Source organism: Pseudomonas lundensis (assembly GCF_015377145.2).
GTDB lineage: Bacteria > Pseudomonadota > Gammaproteobacteria > Pseudomonadales > Pseudomonadaceae > Aquipseudomonas > Aquipseudomonas lundensis.
In genome coordinates, this window is record NZ_CP062158.2 from 157,900 (window position 1) to 171,769 (window position 13,870).

The 13,870-nt window shown below is 60.1% G+C and carries 16 protein-coding genes; 13 read left to right on the forward strand and 3 right to left on the reverse strand.

Annotation, left to right across the window (positions count from 1 at the left end):
* Positions 1–25: 25 nt before the first annotated feature.
* Entirely contained in the window at positions 26–610 is a 585-nt protein-coding gene (locus tag IF654_RS00965; protein ID WP_047279559.1) for a DUF6436 domain-containing protein, read from the reverse strand.
* A gap of 109 nt (positions 611–719) precedes the next feature.
* Here IF654_RS00965 and bipL point away from each other — a divergent pair, with 109 nt between their 5' ends.
* Positions 720–1,667 carry a phospholipase BipL gene (bipL, locus tag IF654_RS00970; RefSeq protein WP_194862835.1) on the forward strand — a complete coding sequence of 316 codons (948 nt, stop codon included), beginning with the start codon at positions 720–722 and terminating at the stop codon, positions 1,665–1,667.
* Positions 1,668–1,676: 9 nt separating this feature from the next.
* Here bipL and IF654_RS00975 read toward each other — a convergent pair whose 3' ends face one another.
* Positions 1,677–2,429: a DUF2059 domain-containing protein gene (locus tag IF654_RS00975; RefSeq protein ID WP_047279557.1), complete on the reverse strand. Its 753-nt coding sequence runs from the start codon at positions 2,427–2,429 to the stop codon at positions 1,677–1,679.
* 152 nt (positions 2,430–2,581) lie between these two features.
* Between IF654_RS00975 and IF654_RS00980 the strand changes: the two genes are divergently transcribed.
* From IF654_RS00980 to IF654_RS00990, 3 genes are all read left to right on the forward strand, one after another.
* Positions 2,582–3,217 carry a 2OG-Fe(II) oxygenase gene (locus IF654_RS00980; protein WP_194862886.1) on the forward strand — a complete coding sequence of 212 codons (636 nt, stop codon included), beginning with the start codon at positions 2,582–2,584 and terminating at the stop codon, positions 3,215–3,217.
* Positions 3,214–3,696, forward strand: coding sequence for a 2-thiouracil desulfurase family protein (locus IF654_RS00985; RefSeq protein WP_194862834.1), 483 nt, complete (start codon positions 3,214–3,216; stop codon positions 3,694–3,696). Before IF654_RS00980 ends, IF654_RS00985 begins: the two co-directional genes overlap by 4 nt.
* A 93-nt stretch (positions 3,697–3,789) precedes the next feature.
* Positions 3,790–4,521 (forward strand): carbonic anhydrase, encoded by a 732-nt coding sequence (locus tag IF654_RS00990; RefSeq protein WP_047278703.1) that lies wholly within the window; start codon positions 3,790–3,792, stop codon positions 4,519–4,521.
* Between the two features lie 88 nt (positions 4,522–4,609).
* On the opposite strand, the gene IF654_RS00995 is transcribed toward IF654_RS00990, so the two are convergent.
* The gene (locus tag IF654_RS00995) at positions 4,610–5,251 is read right to left on the reverse strand and encodes a hypothetical protein (RefSeq protein WP_047279554.1); all 642 of its coding nucleotides are present in this window, start codon (positions 5,249–5,251) and stop codon (positions 4,610–4,612) included.
* Positions 5,252–5,582: 331 nt separating this feature from the next.
* Here IF654_RS00995 and coxB point away from each other — a divergent pair, with 331 nt between their 5' ends.
* From coxB to IF654_RS01040, 9 genes are read left to right on the forward strand one after another with little or no spacing between them, the layout of a single operon-like run.
* Complete coding sequence (coxB, locus tag IF654_RS01000) at positions 5,583–6,710, forward strand: cytochrome c oxidase subunit II (RefSeq protein ID WP_047278698.1); 1,128 nt, start codon at positions 5,583–5,585, stop codon at positions 6,708–6,710.
* 34 nt (positions 6,711–6,744) lie between these two features.
* The gene (gene ctaD / locus IF654_RS01005) at positions 6,745–8,334 is read left to right on the forward strand and encodes a cytochrome c oxidase subunit I (protein WP_047278696.1); all 1,590 of its coding nucleotides are present in this window, start codon (positions 6,745–6,747) and stop codon (positions 8,332–8,334) included.
* A 57-nt stretch (positions 8,335–8,391) separates the two neighbouring features.
* Positions 8,392–8,961: a cytochrome c oxidase assembly protein gene (locus tag IF654_RS01010; RefSeq protein ID WP_047278694.1), complete on the forward strand. Its 570-nt coding sequence runs from the start codon at positions 8,392–8,394 to the stop codon at positions 8,959–8,961.
* Positions 8,962–8,973: 12 nt separating this feature from the next.
* A complete protein-coding gene (locus IF654_RS01015) occupies positions 8,974–9,861 on the forward strand; it encodes a cytochrome c oxidase subunit 3 (protein WP_194862833.1) in 888 nt (295 codons plus the stop codon).
* An 11-nt stretch (positions 9,862–9,872) separates the two neighbouring features.
* Positions 9,873–10,610: an SURF1 family protein gene (locus IF654_RS01020; RefSeq protein ID WP_083333118.1), complete on the forward strand. Its 738-nt coding sequence runs from the start codon at positions 9,873–9,875 to the stop codon at positions 10,608–10,610.
* Complete coding sequence (locus IF654_RS01025) at positions 10,585–11,178, forward strand: hypothetical protein (protein WP_047278689.1); 594 nt, start codon at positions 10,585–10,587, stop codon at positions 11,176–11,178. Before IF654_RS01020 ends, IF654_RS01025 begins: the two co-directional genes overlap by 26 nt.
* A 10-nt stretch (positions 11,179–11,188) precedes the next feature.
* Positions 11,189–12,268: a COX15/CtaA family protein gene (locus tag IF654_RS01030; RefSeq protein ID WP_194862832.1), complete on the forward strand. Its 1,080-nt coding sequence runs from the start codon at positions 11,189–11,191 to the stop codon at positions 12,266–12,268.
* The gene (gene cyoE / locus IF654_RS01035) at positions 12,256–13,155 is read left to right on the forward strand and encodes a heme o synthase (protein WP_083333117.1); all 900 of its coding nucleotides are present in this window, start codon (positions 12,256–12,258) and stop codon (positions 13,153–13,155) included. The genes IF654_RS01030 and cyoE overlap by 13 nt, the downstream gene beginning before the upstream one ends.
* The gene (locus IF654_RS01040; protein WP_047278681.1) at positions 13,152–13,787 is read left to right on the forward strand and encodes an SCO family protein; all 636 of its coding nucleotides are present in this window, start codon (positions 13,152–13,154) and stop codon (positions 13,785–13,787) included. Before cyoE ends, IF654_RS01040 begins: the two co-directional genes overlap by 4 nt.
* Positions 13,788–13,870 lie beyond the last annotated feature (83 nt).

A 13,870-nucleotide genomic window follows, 5' to 3' on the forward strand; every position in this document is an offset into this window, starting at 1 on the left:
TGAACTCCTGTTCGTTAAAACGCCATCACGGGGCGACGTGATCGGCCTGCCACGGGCAATAACAGCCCACAGCCATGGTGTGCGTGGCTTTTACCGGGCGTCCGGCGCTCAACGCGTGCAGGATCGGCTCGATAAAACTGTTGCTGGCGTTACAGGTGGCCCCTTCACTGTAAGGTCCGAAGTACGCCAGTTGACCACTGTGGTCCCAGATGGCGACGGCAGGACTGGCGCTCACGTGTTCGGCGCCGGGCAGTCGGGCGAGGGGTTTGATCGCGCCGAGGCTCTCGGGCAGTTGGCCTTGAGTGCCTGATTTTTGCACCGCATAAAACTCAATGCCCAGTGGCACGTAATGCGCCAACAGTTCGCTCAAGTGCTGCTGATTGCCGACATTGCACGGGCAGGCCGGGTCCCAGAAATGCACCACGCGGATGGGGCCCGGCCCGGACAGCTCAGCGGGCAGGCTCAGCACATCCCCGGCGAACAGCGCGGTCTGCTCACTGAAGGGACGAATGTACTGGCCTTGAAACCAGTCATAAGCGGCCCATAATCCGGCCGCACAGACACCGATCAGCACGCAGGCAAGCAGGGTTTTGAAAGTGGGCACAGGCATCAAATTAGGTCCTCGAAGGCCGCGTAGCTTGCCATGCTTGACCTGACAGAAGAATATCGACGTTCTATAAAGCCTGTTTTGCGCACACGCGCCCTGCCTGGAACCCCTTATGCCTGCCCCGTTTTCCCCCGATACCTTGCGCGCCAGTTTGCAGCCCTTGGCCGCAGAGGGCCCGATATCGAGTGAGGGGTTGGCGTATCAACGGTTTTACGGGCTGGACTTCCCCCATCGCGCCACACCCGTGAAGCGGCAACTGGGGCGCTACAGTGCGGCGGGTTACGACCTGGTCAGCCAAGTGTGGTGGCCGGAGGCTGCGCCAGTGGGCACGCTGTTCGTGATACACGGTTTTTACGACCACATGGGGTTGTACCGCCACCTCATTGAATGGGGGCTCAACCGAGGTTTTGCGGTCATTGCCTGCGACTTGCCGGGGCACGGCCTGTCCAGTGGCGAGCGGGCCAGCATCGGGGATTTTTATCAGTATCAGGAAGCCTTGCAGGGCCTGTTCATTGAGGCGCAATCACTGTCGCTGCCTCAGCCGTGGCACCTGTGCGGGCAAAGCACCGGCGGCGCGATCGTGCTGGATCATGTGTTGCGTCAGGGCGACAGCAGCCCGGCACAAGGGCAGGCGATATTGATGGCCCCGTTGGTAAGGCCCAAGGACTGGCATTGGTCCAAATTCAGCTATTACCTGCTGCGGCCGTTCGTCAAAGGCATTGCCCGGCGTTTCAGTGAAAACACCAATAACCCTGATTTCATGCCGTTTTTGCAGGCCGATCCGTTGCAGCCGCTGCGTTTACCGACGGCCTGGGTCGGTGCGCTGGCCCGCTGGATCCCGCGCATTGAAGGCGCAACACCCAGCGCGCGTCAGCCGCTGATCATTCAGGGCGGCGCAGACAAAACAGTGGATTGGCGACACAACCTGCAGGTGCTCAAAAGCAAATTCCATGAGCCGCACGTGTTGTTGCTACCCGGCGCCCGCCATCATTTGGCCAATGAAACGGATGACATACGCGATCGCTATTTCGCGTTTCTGGACCAGCACTTCGACGCGTAACCCGTCAGGTTACGGCGCCAGATTTGAGGTGCTCTGCCCAACCGCCAGCCCGGCGCGCACGGCGCTCAAGGCGGCCTGGTAATACGCTTTGCCTTCCGGCGACTCTGCAAAAGTGACGAATTCTTCCAGTTCGGGATCGGACAAGTCGCGGTACACATAGAGCAACGTGTTATCCAGCTCGCCGCCGATCTGCTCCATCAGCCGCTGGCGCTGACCGTTGAGCATGCCTTGGGCCTGACCGCCGCCGAGCAGTCCCGGGATCATCGAGCTCAGGCTGTCTGCCGCCACGCCCGCAATCGCGAGGCTGACTTCCGCCCCTGCTTCGCGCGCCGGCAAGGCGTTGGACAAATGATTAATCAACAATTGGCGGGTGGCGCTGGCTTCGATGCGCGGCAAACCTTGGGCGTGCTGGGCCAACTGGTCGCGACGCGTGGCCAGCAGCTCGGCCGCGACAATCTTGCGCCCCAGCTCGGACTGGAAAAAAGCCAGTGCCGGGGCCGGGTCGGGCAGGTGCTTGCGCATCTGATCCTTGGCGCGGGTGTCCATGGCTTGCGGGTCGAAACGCTGACTGCTGTTGTTGACCAGGGCTTGATACACAGCGGGCGGCAAATTGCTGCGATAGCGTTCTTGGGCTGCCGTCAGCGCGTCATTGAAATGCGCCCGTTGATCCGACCAGCCAGCGACCTTGTACAAATCATCCAGGCTGTCTGACCATGCGGGTAATGAACAAAAAATAAGCAACGATAAAACCAAGCGGCGCATGAAGGACTCCTGTCAACAAGTCGCTATTGTCCGGGTGTGGCGTAGGACTTGTCGAGAATTCGTCTGGTCCAAAGGGCTTTTAAAGTGCGAGCGGTATTTTTTCGTGGAACACCGCTATATGGCTCTGTCAGATTTTGAGGCGTATGGATACTATGCGCGCCATGCACATATCCTCTGATCACCCGCTATTACTGCGCATTGTCGACGACCTGTACGCACAGGGATGGTCACAGCAAAACATCTTCCTGACCGAGGCTTTGACCCTTGAGTTGGCGGCTGAGTGCCGCAAACGTTCGGCCGAGGGGGAACTGACCCCGGCGGCGGTCGGGCGCGGGCTGAATCAGGAGGTTCGCGAGGGTATCCGCGGGGACCACATTCAATGGCTGGAGCCCGGAGAAGCGCTGGCCTGTGACAGTTATCTCGGCTTGATGGAAAGCCTGCGAGTCGCCATGAACCGCAGGCTTTTTTTGGGCCTGGAGGACTTCGAAAGCCACTTCGCGATGTACCCGCCCGGCGCGTTTTACCTCAAGCATCTGGACCGTTTTCGCGACGACGACCGGCGCATGGTATCAGCCGTGGTGTACCTCAATCAGGCGTGGTTGCCCGAGCATGGCGGACACCTGCGCATGTACCTCAATGACCGCGGCGAATACGATGTGCTGCCGACGGGCGGTTGTCTGGTGGTGTTCCTGTCGGGGGAAATTCCCCATGAAGTGTTGCCCGCGACCCGTGACCGCTTGTCATTGACGGGCTGGTTCCGGCGTCGTCCCACAGAGATCGTGCTGTGAAGTCCAAAGTGCTGGTCAGCCGCTGCTTGCTGGGGCATCGCGTGCGGTATGACGCAGGCGCCAGCGGCCCGTATCCGCAACTGATGGAGTGGCAAGCGCAAGGCCGGGTGATTGCACTTTGCCCTGAGGTCGCGGGCGGTTTGCCCACGCCGCGCGCGGCGGCCGAAATTCCCGGAGGCCAGGGCATTGAAGTCCTCAGCGGCAAGGTTCCGGTGATAACGACAGACGGCGACGATGTCACCGAGGCCTTTGTATCGGGCGCCCGGCAAGCGCTGGCACTGGTGCAAAAACACGGCATCCGCGTGGCGATCCTCAAGGCCAACAGCCCTTCATGCGGCAACCGGCTAACCTACGATGGCAGTTTCAGCGCAACCAAAGTGGCCGGTCAGGGCGTGACGGCCGCGCTGCTGAGTGAGGCTGGCGTGCAAGTGTTCAGTGAACTTGAACTCGATGATGCGGCCAAAGCGCTGGAACAATGACCCGCAATCGTCAGGGCCATGCGCCGGTTTGGCGTAGAGCCCCGATTTGAGTTCAGGTAACATCCGGTGCCACTTTGCCTTGGGGAATACGCGATGAGTGATAAACAAAAACCGCAGCCTGCTGCTTCGGCCACTGGCCCTTCACCCGCTGAAAGCGCCGACGCAGCCTTGCACCATATCGTTGATGGCTTTTTGCATTTCCATCACGAAATCTTTCCTGAACAAGAAGCCTTCTTTAAAAAGCTCGCCACCGCGCAACGCCCGCGGGCAATGTTCATTGCCTGTGCGGATTCGCGGATCGTGCCTGAATTGATTACCCAAAGCGCGCCGGGCGATCTGTTTGTGACCCGTAACGTGGGCAACGTTGTTCCGCCGTACGGTCAGATGAACGGTGGTGTATCAACCGCCATCGAATACGCCGTTCTGGCCTTGGGTGTGCAGCACATCATTATTTGCGGCCACTCGGACTGCGGCGCGATGCGCGCGGTGCTCAACCCGGCCAGTTTGAAAAAAATGCCGACGGTACGCGCCTGGTTGCATCACGTAGAAGTCGCTAAAACCATGGTGCAGGACAACTGCAACTGCGCCAATGAAGCCGAAAGCATGCACGTACTGACCGAAGAAAACGTCATCGCTCAGTTGCAGCATTTGCGCACGCACCCGTCAGTGGCTTCGCGCATGGCCAGCGGGCATTTGTTCATTCATGGCTGGGTGTATGACATCGAAACCAGCCAGATCAAAGCGTATGACGCCGATAAAGGCGCTTTCCTGCCGCTCGACGGGACCAACCCGATCCCGAGTGCAACGCCCAAGGCGCGGTTCTAACCGTTGCCCAGCGTCGCCGCCGAACACCAGAGGCTGATTCGGCGGCGGCGCCGTCGCACGTCATTGAGCCCGTGCGACAGGTGTCAGCTTACAAATTCAAACCGACACCCAACTGTTTGGACAGGCACGGCCAGCGCTTCCAGGCAGCGCCGGTGTCCGGGCTGGTGAGTTTGTCGCGGTAGGCTTCCACCGATTCCAGCGTGAAACATTCGTCGTCCAGCATGCAATCAACCGCGTGGTGAACCACTTCATCCAACTGGTTGGCAAAGGTTTCACCAATCAAGTGGTGGGCGATTACATTGGCCACCGTGGTGTCCAGCGGGATCAGCGGCTGGTTGAAATGCTTGATATAGAGGTCGTTGACCTCTTCCACCAGGCGGTGGGCCAGATACGCTTCATCCAGCAAACCTTCCAGACCGACGTGTCCGTTCATCACGGCTGGCGGTTGAACGAAAAACTGTTCGGCAATTTTCAGCACCGGCGTGATCTGCGACTCGATGCCCGCTTCGCGCGCGACTTCATTGGCCGCCTCCAGCAAGTCAGGCACTTGATCGATGTAGGCGCTGACAAAACGGGTCATTACCAGATTTTTAGAGTGGTCTTCTTCAGGCACACGGATGGCGGTGTGAAGGTGCGGCAGTTTGGTTTCCAGTTGGCGAGCGAGCAGGCCCGTATCGGCCTCATGTTCTTGGGCACACAAGATCTGCTCGCGGATGGCGGCGGTGTTCATGGGAACTCCAGGGAGACACTAGACAGGGAATATCGTTGAAAAATGGCCCCGTGAATCAGAGGGCCTTTTTCAGAGGGCGCGTATTGTTATTCATTTTGTGATCGGGCAGTGAGTGCCATTTGTCGTTGGGGTCAGTTTTTTACAGTTTTCCGCCAGCGCGTTGCGGGGTTGAAGGCGCTGGCTATACTCGATTTTGTAAACGTTTTCTGATGATGCCCGACTGCCTGAGCAGGCGAGGCTCGGCGGTCAAGGTTCACTGGTTTGAAAACCGCCCCCTTGTAACGCAGGTATAGACCGGCGCAATAACAAGAAAAATAAAGGGGAACCCGCAATGAAGCGACATCCAAACCTATGGATGGGCCTGCTGTTGTGGTCCGTTTTCAGCCAGGCGCAGGCCGCCTGGACCGTGAACATGACGCCCGGCGCGACTGAGGTCAGCCAGGCGGTCTTCAACCTGCACATGACCATTTTCTGGATCTGTGTGGTGATCGGCCTCATCGTGTTCGGCGCCATGTTCTGGTCAATGATCGTTCACCGGCGCTCCACGGGCCAGCAAGCGGCCAAGTTCCACGAGAGCACCACGGTCGAAATCCTCTGGACGGTCGTGCCCTTTCTTATCCTCGTGGCGATGGCGGTGCCCGCCACCAAAACCCTGATTAACATCTACGACAGCAGTGATTCGGATGTCGATATCCAGGTCACGGGCTATCAGTGGAAATGGCATTACAAATACCTGGGTCAGGACGTCGAGTTCTTCAGCAACCTGGCCACCCCCGCCGATCAAATCCATAACAAAGCCCCCAAGGACGAACATTACCTGCTCGAAGTCGATGAGCCGCTGGTGCTGCCGATTGGCGCCAAAGTGCGCTTTCTGGTGACCTCGGCCGACGTCATCCACTCGTGGTGGGTGCCCGCGTTCGCGGTCAAGCGCGACGCCATTCCGGGGTTTATCAACGAGGCCTGGACCCGCGTTGAAAAGCCCGGCGTTTATCGGGGGCAATGCGCTGAGTTGTGCGGCAAGGACCATGGCTTCATGCCGATTGTGGTGGATGTCAAAACCCGGCCTGACTACGACGCCTGGCTGGCCGAACGCAAAGCACAGGCTGCGCAGCTTAAAGAACTGACCAGCAAGGAGTGGACCCTCGACGAGTTAGTCGCTCGGGGTGACAAGGTCTACCACACCGCTTGCGTCGCCTGTCACCAGGCCGAAGGCCAGGGGTTGCCGCCGATGTTCCCGGCGCTCAAGGGCTCTCCGATTGCCACCGGCCCCGCCGCCGATCACCTGCATCGCGTGTATTTCGGCAAGCCGGGCACGGCCATGGCCGCCTTCGGCAAGCAACTGTCGGAAGTCGACATCGCGGCGGTGGTGACGTACGAACGCAACGCGTGGGGCAACAACAAGGGCGACATGGTCACCCCCAAAGACGTGCTCGCGCTGAAACAGGCGCAAGGCAAATGAGCCGCTCATTGATGTGCGCGCAAGGAGTCAGGACATGAGTGCTGTTATCGACGACCACGGGCACGCGGACGACCACGCTCACGGCCCGGCCAAAGGCTTGATGCGCTGGGTGCTGACCACCAACCACAAAGACATCGGCACCCTGTACCTGTGGTTCAGCTTCTGCATGTTTTTGCTCGGTGGCTCATTCGCGATGGTCATCCGTGCCGAACTGTTCCAGCCGGGCTTACAGATCGTCGAGCCGGCGTTCTTTAACCAGATGACCACCCTGCACGGCCTGATCATGGTATTTGGCGCGGTGATGCCCGCGTTCGTCGGGTTGGCCAACTGGATGATTCCGCTGATGATCGGCGCGCCGGACATGGCCTTGCCGCGCATGAACAACTTCAGTTTCTGGCTGCTGCCGGCGGCGTTTCTGATGCTGGTGTCGACCCTGTTCATGGCCGGGGGCGGGCCCAATTTTGGCTGGACCTTCTACGCCCCCCTGTCCACCACTTATGCCCCCGAGAGCGTGACGTACTTCATCTTTGCCATCCATCTGATGGGCATCAGTTCGATCATGGGCGCGATCAACGTGATCGCCACCATCCTTAACCTGCGTGCGCCCGGCATGACGCTGATGAAAATGCCGCTGTTTGTCTGGACCTGGCTGATTACCGCGTTCCTGCTGATCGCCGTGATGCCGGTGCTGGCAGGCGTGGTCACCATGATGCTGATGGACATCCATTTCGGCACCAGCTTTTTCAGCGCGGCCGGCGGCGGGGACCCGGTGCTGTTCCAGCATGTGTTCTGGTTCTTCGGTCATCCCGAGGTGTACATCATGATCCTGCCGGCCTTCGGCGCGATCAGTGCCATCATCCCGACCTTCTCGCGCAAACCGCTGTTCGGTTACACCTCAATGGTCTACGCCACGGCCAGCATCGCCTTCCTGTCCTTCATCGTCTGGGCGCACCACATGTTTGTGGTGGGCATTCCGCTGGTGGGCGAGTTGTTCTTCATGTACGCCACGTTGCTGATCGCCGTGCCCACCGGGGTCAAAGTCTTTAACTGGGCCAGCACCATGTGGCAAGGCTCGCTGACGTTCGAGACGCCGATGCTGTTTGCCGTGGCGTTTGTGATTCTGTTCACCATCGGCGGGTTTTCCGGGCTGATGCTGGCCATTGCCCCGGCGGACTTCCAGTACCACGACACCTATTTCGTGGTGGCGCACTTCCACTACGTGCTGGTGCCGGGCGCCATCTTCGGCATTTTCGCCTCGACCTATTATTGGTTGCCGAAGTGGACCGGGCATATGTACGACGAAACCCTCGGCAGGCTGCATTTTTGGCTGTCCTTCGTGGGCATGAACCTGACGTTCTTCCCGATGCACTTCGTGGGACTGGCCGGTATGCCGCGTCGGATTCCTGACTACAACCTGCAATTTGCCGACTTCAACATGGTGTCGTCGATCGGTGGGTTCATGTTTGGCGCTACGCAGTTGCTGTTCCTGTTCATCGTCATCAAGTGCATTCGTGGCGGGCCCAAAGCGCCCGCCAAACCGTGGGACGGTGCCGAAGGTCTGGAATGGAGCGTGCCTTCGCCCGCGCCATATCACACCTTTACGACGCCCCCTGAAATCAAGTGAGCCGGTGCCCTCACCCCAACCCTCTTCAGGAGGGCCGGCTGAGGGTCAGGAGGATTCATGGCTGACTCAACATCGATCAAGCGCCTGGTCATGCGCCTGTTGCTGATGGTGGTGGTGATGTTTGCCTTCGGCTTTGCCCTGGTGCCGCTCTACGACGTGATGTGCAAAGCCTTCGGCATTAACGGCAAGACCGCCGGGCAGTATGAGGGCGCGCAGGTGGTGGACACCGGGCGGCAGGTGCGGGTGCAGTTTCTGGCTACCAACAACCTGGGCATGGTGTGGGAGTTTTACCCCAAGGGCGATCAATTAGTGGTCAACCCCGGCGGCGTATACGAGATGGTGTTTGTGGCGTCCAACCCGTCTGACCATCCGATGTCGGCCCAAGCGGTGCCGAGTATCTCCCCGGCCGAGGCGGCGCAGTACTTCCACAAGACCGAATGTTTCTGTTTCACCCAGCAAGTGCTGCAAGCGGGACAGCGCATCGAAATGCCCATGCGTTTTATCGTCGACCGCGACATGCCCAAGGACGTGAAACACCTGACGCTGGCCTACACGCTGTTCGATATCACTGCGCGCCATCCGCCCGTTGCCGCTGCTGGCAATGACGCTCAACGGCCAGCCCGATAAGGAGAACGCTCCATGGCAACTCACGATCACTACTATGTCCCGGCGCAGAGCAAGTGGCCGATCATTGCCACGGTCGGCCTGCTGGTCACGGTGTGGGGGCTGGCCACATGGTTCAACGACCTCAAGGCCACGCGCCCTGAATCCTATGGACCGCTGATCTTTTTTGTCGGCAGCCTGCTGGTGGCCTACATGATGGTCGGCTGGTTCGGCGCGGTGATTAAAGAGAGCCGCGCCGGGCTGTACAGTCCGCAACTGGATCGTTCGTTTCGCTGGGGCATGACGTGGTTCATCTTTTCGGAAGTGATGTTTTTTGCAGCGTTTTTTGGCGCGCTGTTTTACGTGCGCCATTTCTCGGGCCCGTGGCTGGGCGGTGAGGGCAGCAAGGGGCTGGCACACATGCTGTGGCCCAATTTTCAGTTCGCCTGGCCATTGCTGAACACCCCTGATCCGGTGCTTTACCCGGCGCCCAAAGACATCATCAACCCGTGGGGTTTGCCGCTGCTGAACACGGTATTGCTGGTCAGTTCCAGCGTCACCCTCACCCTCGCCCACCATGCGTTGAACAAGGGCCAGCGTGGTGCATTGAAAGCCTGGCTGGGCTTGACCGTGGTGCTGGGCATCGCTTTTTTGGGCTTTCAGGCCGAGGAATACATTCACGCTTATAAAGAGCTGGGGCTGACGCTCGGCTCAGGGGTGTATGGCGCGACCTTCTTTATGCTCACCGGATTCCATGGCGCCCACGTCACCATAGGCACGCTGATTTTGTTGGTGATGCTGGTGCGTATCGTGCGCGGGCATTTCAACGCCGAACATCAATTCGGCTTTCAGGCGGCCAGTTGGTACTGGCACTTTGTGGATGCGGTGTGGGTGGCGCTGTTCCTGTTTGTCTACGTGCTGTAGACGCCGCGACCATGGCCGCCTTCGCGCCCGGACGTGTGCCCACCGTGGTGGTACTGGCGCTATTGCCGGTGCTGGTGTTTCTGGGGGTTTGGCAACTGGGGCGTGCCGAGCAAAAACGCACCCTGCTCGACAGCTATGCCGTACACCGGGCCGCCGCGCCCCTCAATGTGGGTCAATTAATGAGCACCTCAACGCCCGCTTTCCGCCGTGTGCAGTTGCGTGGGCATCTGGATGCGCAGCACAGCCTGCTGCTGGACAACCGGGTGCGGGACGGCAAGGTCGGGGTGGAGCTGTTGCAGCCTTTTCAGGATCAGGCCAGTGGCCAGTGGCTGTTGCTCAATAGGGGCTGGATCGAATGGCCCAGTCGACGCACGCCGCCGGTGTTCAGTACCCCGGATCAATTAGTGGAGCTGGAAGGCTGGGTATATGAGTCCCCCGGCACGCCCTTCCAGCTGCAGGCCGACCCGGCCACGGGTAACTGGCCGCGGCTGGTGACGGCAGTCTTCCCCGTCAAGGTGTGGGCTGAGCTGGGGCGAAGCGGTTTTAACGATGAAGTGCGTATTGCGCCCGGCCCTGCGGCGTATCGGGCCGACTGGCCAGTGATCGCCACGGGCATGGGCCCGGAAAAACACACCGCGTATGCCGTGCAATGGTTCGCCATGGCGCTGGCGTTGTGCGGGCTTTATGGGTACTTCGGTTGGCATAACGCTCGGGAGAAGCGCCATGGGAACGGCCATCAATCCGTCTGAAACGGCTCACCACGCGGCACCGGCTTCGCGGCGCCGTGGACGGCTGCAGTTGATCCTTATTCTGTTGCTGACCATCGGCCCGATGGTGTTGGCCACCGGGATGTACACGCTCAAGTTCTGGGTGCCCGACAGCCGCAGCTATCACGGTGAACTGATAGGTAACGGCCCGACCCGCGCTGAGCTGGGCGTGCAAACGGACGAGCAGCGCTGGCAGTTGCTGGTGACCGCGCCACAAACCTGCACTGTGGCGTGTCAGCAATTGGTGTACTTGGCACGGCAGATACAGATCGGCCTGGGCCGCGATGCCTCCCGTGCCACCCATGCGCTGGCGAGCGCGCAGCCGCTGGACGCTGACTATGTGGCCAGGCTGCAACGTGAATACCCGCAGTTGCAGCGTTACGCGATGGACGTGCCAGCGTATACCCGGGGGGCGCAGGGCAATGGCGGCGCCCAGCTGTGGATCATCGACCCGCACGGCAATCTGGTGCTGCGCTACGACCCCAGTGTCAAAGGCAAGGACGTGCTCAACGACCTGCGCCACCTGTTGAAACTGTCCAATATCGGGTAGGAAAACCGTCATGGCCAAAGCCGGATTTCGTCTCGCATTACTTGCCACCGTGCTGGCACTGGTGGTGGTGTTACTCGGTGCCTACACGCGTTTGACCCACGCCGGGCTGGGTTGCCCGGACTGGCCCGGCTGCTATGGCTTCATCAGCGTGCCCAAAACCGATGCACAGCTGGCGCATGCGCAACGGCACTTTCCCGACACCCCGGTACACGTCGAAAAAGGCCGGAGCGAGATGGTGCATCGCTATTTCGCAGGCACCCTGGCGCTGGTGATTGTGCTGTTGGCGGCGCGGGCCTGGCGCCAGCGCACACTGCCCGGCCAGCCACTCAAATTGCCGTTGTTCATTTTGTTGGTGGTGCTGGCGCAGGCGGCCTTTGGCATGTGGACCGTCACGCTCAAACTCTGGCCGCAGGTGGTGACCGGGCATTTGCTGGGTGGTTTCGCGACCTTGAGTTTGCTGTTTTTGCTGACCCTGCGTTTATCGGGCGTGCTGCCAGCGCTTGCCGTGCCCCGCCGTTTACAACGTTGGGCGACTGCCGGGCTGGTGTTGGCGATTGGGCAAATCGCGCTGGGCGGCTGGGTCAGTTCTAATTACGCCGCCGTGGCGTGTGTCGACCTGCCGACGTGCCACGGTCAATGGTGGCCGTCGGCCGATTTCGCCAACGGTTTTCATCTGACGCAACACATAGGGCCGAACTATCTGGGCGGCCAACTGGACAGCGACGCGCGCACCGCGATTCATCTCACCCACCGTTTGGGCGCGCTGGTGCTCACGGTGGTGTTGTTGGGGCTGGCCTGGCAGCTGCGGCGGGTGGGCATGACGCGGCTGGCGGGGTTACTGATGTTGGCGCTGGGCCTGCAAGTGAGTCTGGGGATCAGCAACGTGCTGTTCGGCCTGCCCCTGGCAGTTGCCGTGGCGCATAACGCTGGCGGCGCGGCCCTGTTGTTGACGCTGGTGCTGGTCAACTACCACGCACGTACGGCCCTGGTCAGGGTCAAGGTACCGCGTCTTGCCCGCTGGCGTTTCAGCCCTCGGCCACCGGTGCCCGGCCCGATCATGCTTAAAGGAGAACTGCCATGGCGACCTTGACCGTTGAGCGTTCACGTCCGGCGTCCTGGCGCGACTACCTGGAGCTGACTAAACCCAAGGTGGTGATGTTGATGCTCATCACCTCGTTGGTGGGCATGTTCCTCGCCACGCGCGCAGGTGTGCCGTGGACGGTGCTGGTCTTTGGCAATCTGGGCATTGGTTTGTGTGCCGCAGGCGCTGCGGCGGTCAATCATGTGGTGGACCGGCGCATTGATGCGCTGATGGCGCGTACCCAAAAGCGTCCGTTGGCCGAGGGCCGGATTTCAGCGGGTTCTGCGCTGGCGTTCGCCCTGTTGTTGTCCGCGTCGGGGTTGGGGGTGTTATGGGTGTTCACCCATGCACTGGCGGCCTGGCTGACCCTGGCGTCGTTGTTGGGGTATGCAGTGATTTACACGGGTTTTCTCAAGCGCGCCACGCCGCAGAACATCGTGATCGGCGGGCTGGCCGGGGCTGCGCCGCCGCTGTTGGGCTGGGTCTGCGTGACCGGGCATGTGACTGCCGAACCGCTGCTGTTGGTGCTGATTATCTTCGCCTGGACCCCGCCGCACTTTTGGGCGCTGGCGATCCATCGCAAAACTGAGTACGCGAAAGCCGACATTCCCATGCTGCCCGTGACCCATGGTGAGCAGTACACCAAGTTGCACATCCTGCTTTACACCTGTGTGCTGCTGGCCGTGAGCTTGCTGCCGTTTGTGATTCGCATGAGCGGCTTGCTCTATCTGGTGTGTGCGTTAGGGTTGGGCGCACGCTTTCTGTATTGGGCGTGGGTGCTGTACCGTGGCACCCTGCCGCACGCCGCGATCAACACCTTCAAGTACTCTATTTACTACCTGTTCGCGTTGTTCATCGCGCTGCTTGTCGACCATTACTCAGTGTTGAACCTATGACTAAAACTCAAAAAACCGTCTACATCCTCGTTGCGCTGGTGGCATTGGTCATGGGCCTGACGTTTAACAAAATCATGTCCGGCAAAAGCCAGAGCGACAATACGGCGCTGATCGATGCGGGCATCATTCTGCTGCCGCAGAGCCGTCCGTTACCGGCCATCAAGATGACCAATCAGGACGGTCAGCCGGTGCAGATGAATGAACTGACCGACACGTGGAGCTTGTTGTTCTTCGGTTACACCTTCTGCCCCGATATTTGCCCGACCACCCTGGCCCAGCTGCGTCAGATCAAAAGTGAGCTGCCGAAAGCCGCGCAAGACAAACTGAAAATCGTGCTGGTCAGCGTCGATCCGAACCGTGATACGCCGCAGCAGCTCAAGCAGTACCTGGGTTACTTCGATCCGCAGTTCGTGGGCCTGACGCCCGGCTCGATTGAAGAGCTGCAAACCCTGGCCAATGCGGTGAGTATTCCGTTCATTCCGGCGGATACCAGCAAACCCAACTACACGGTCGACCACAGTGGCAATCTGGCGCTGATTGGCCCGGACGGCACTCAGCGGGGTTTCATCCGCGCACCGTTCAACAACCAGAAAATGGTTGCCCAGTTGCCGGGTTTGATCGAAAGGAAATAAGGCAAAGCGGTTGCTGCGGGCACAGGCTGCGAGCTTGCGGATCAAAGCTCACAGCCTGCGGCAGCGATCAGGCGAGGGTCTGA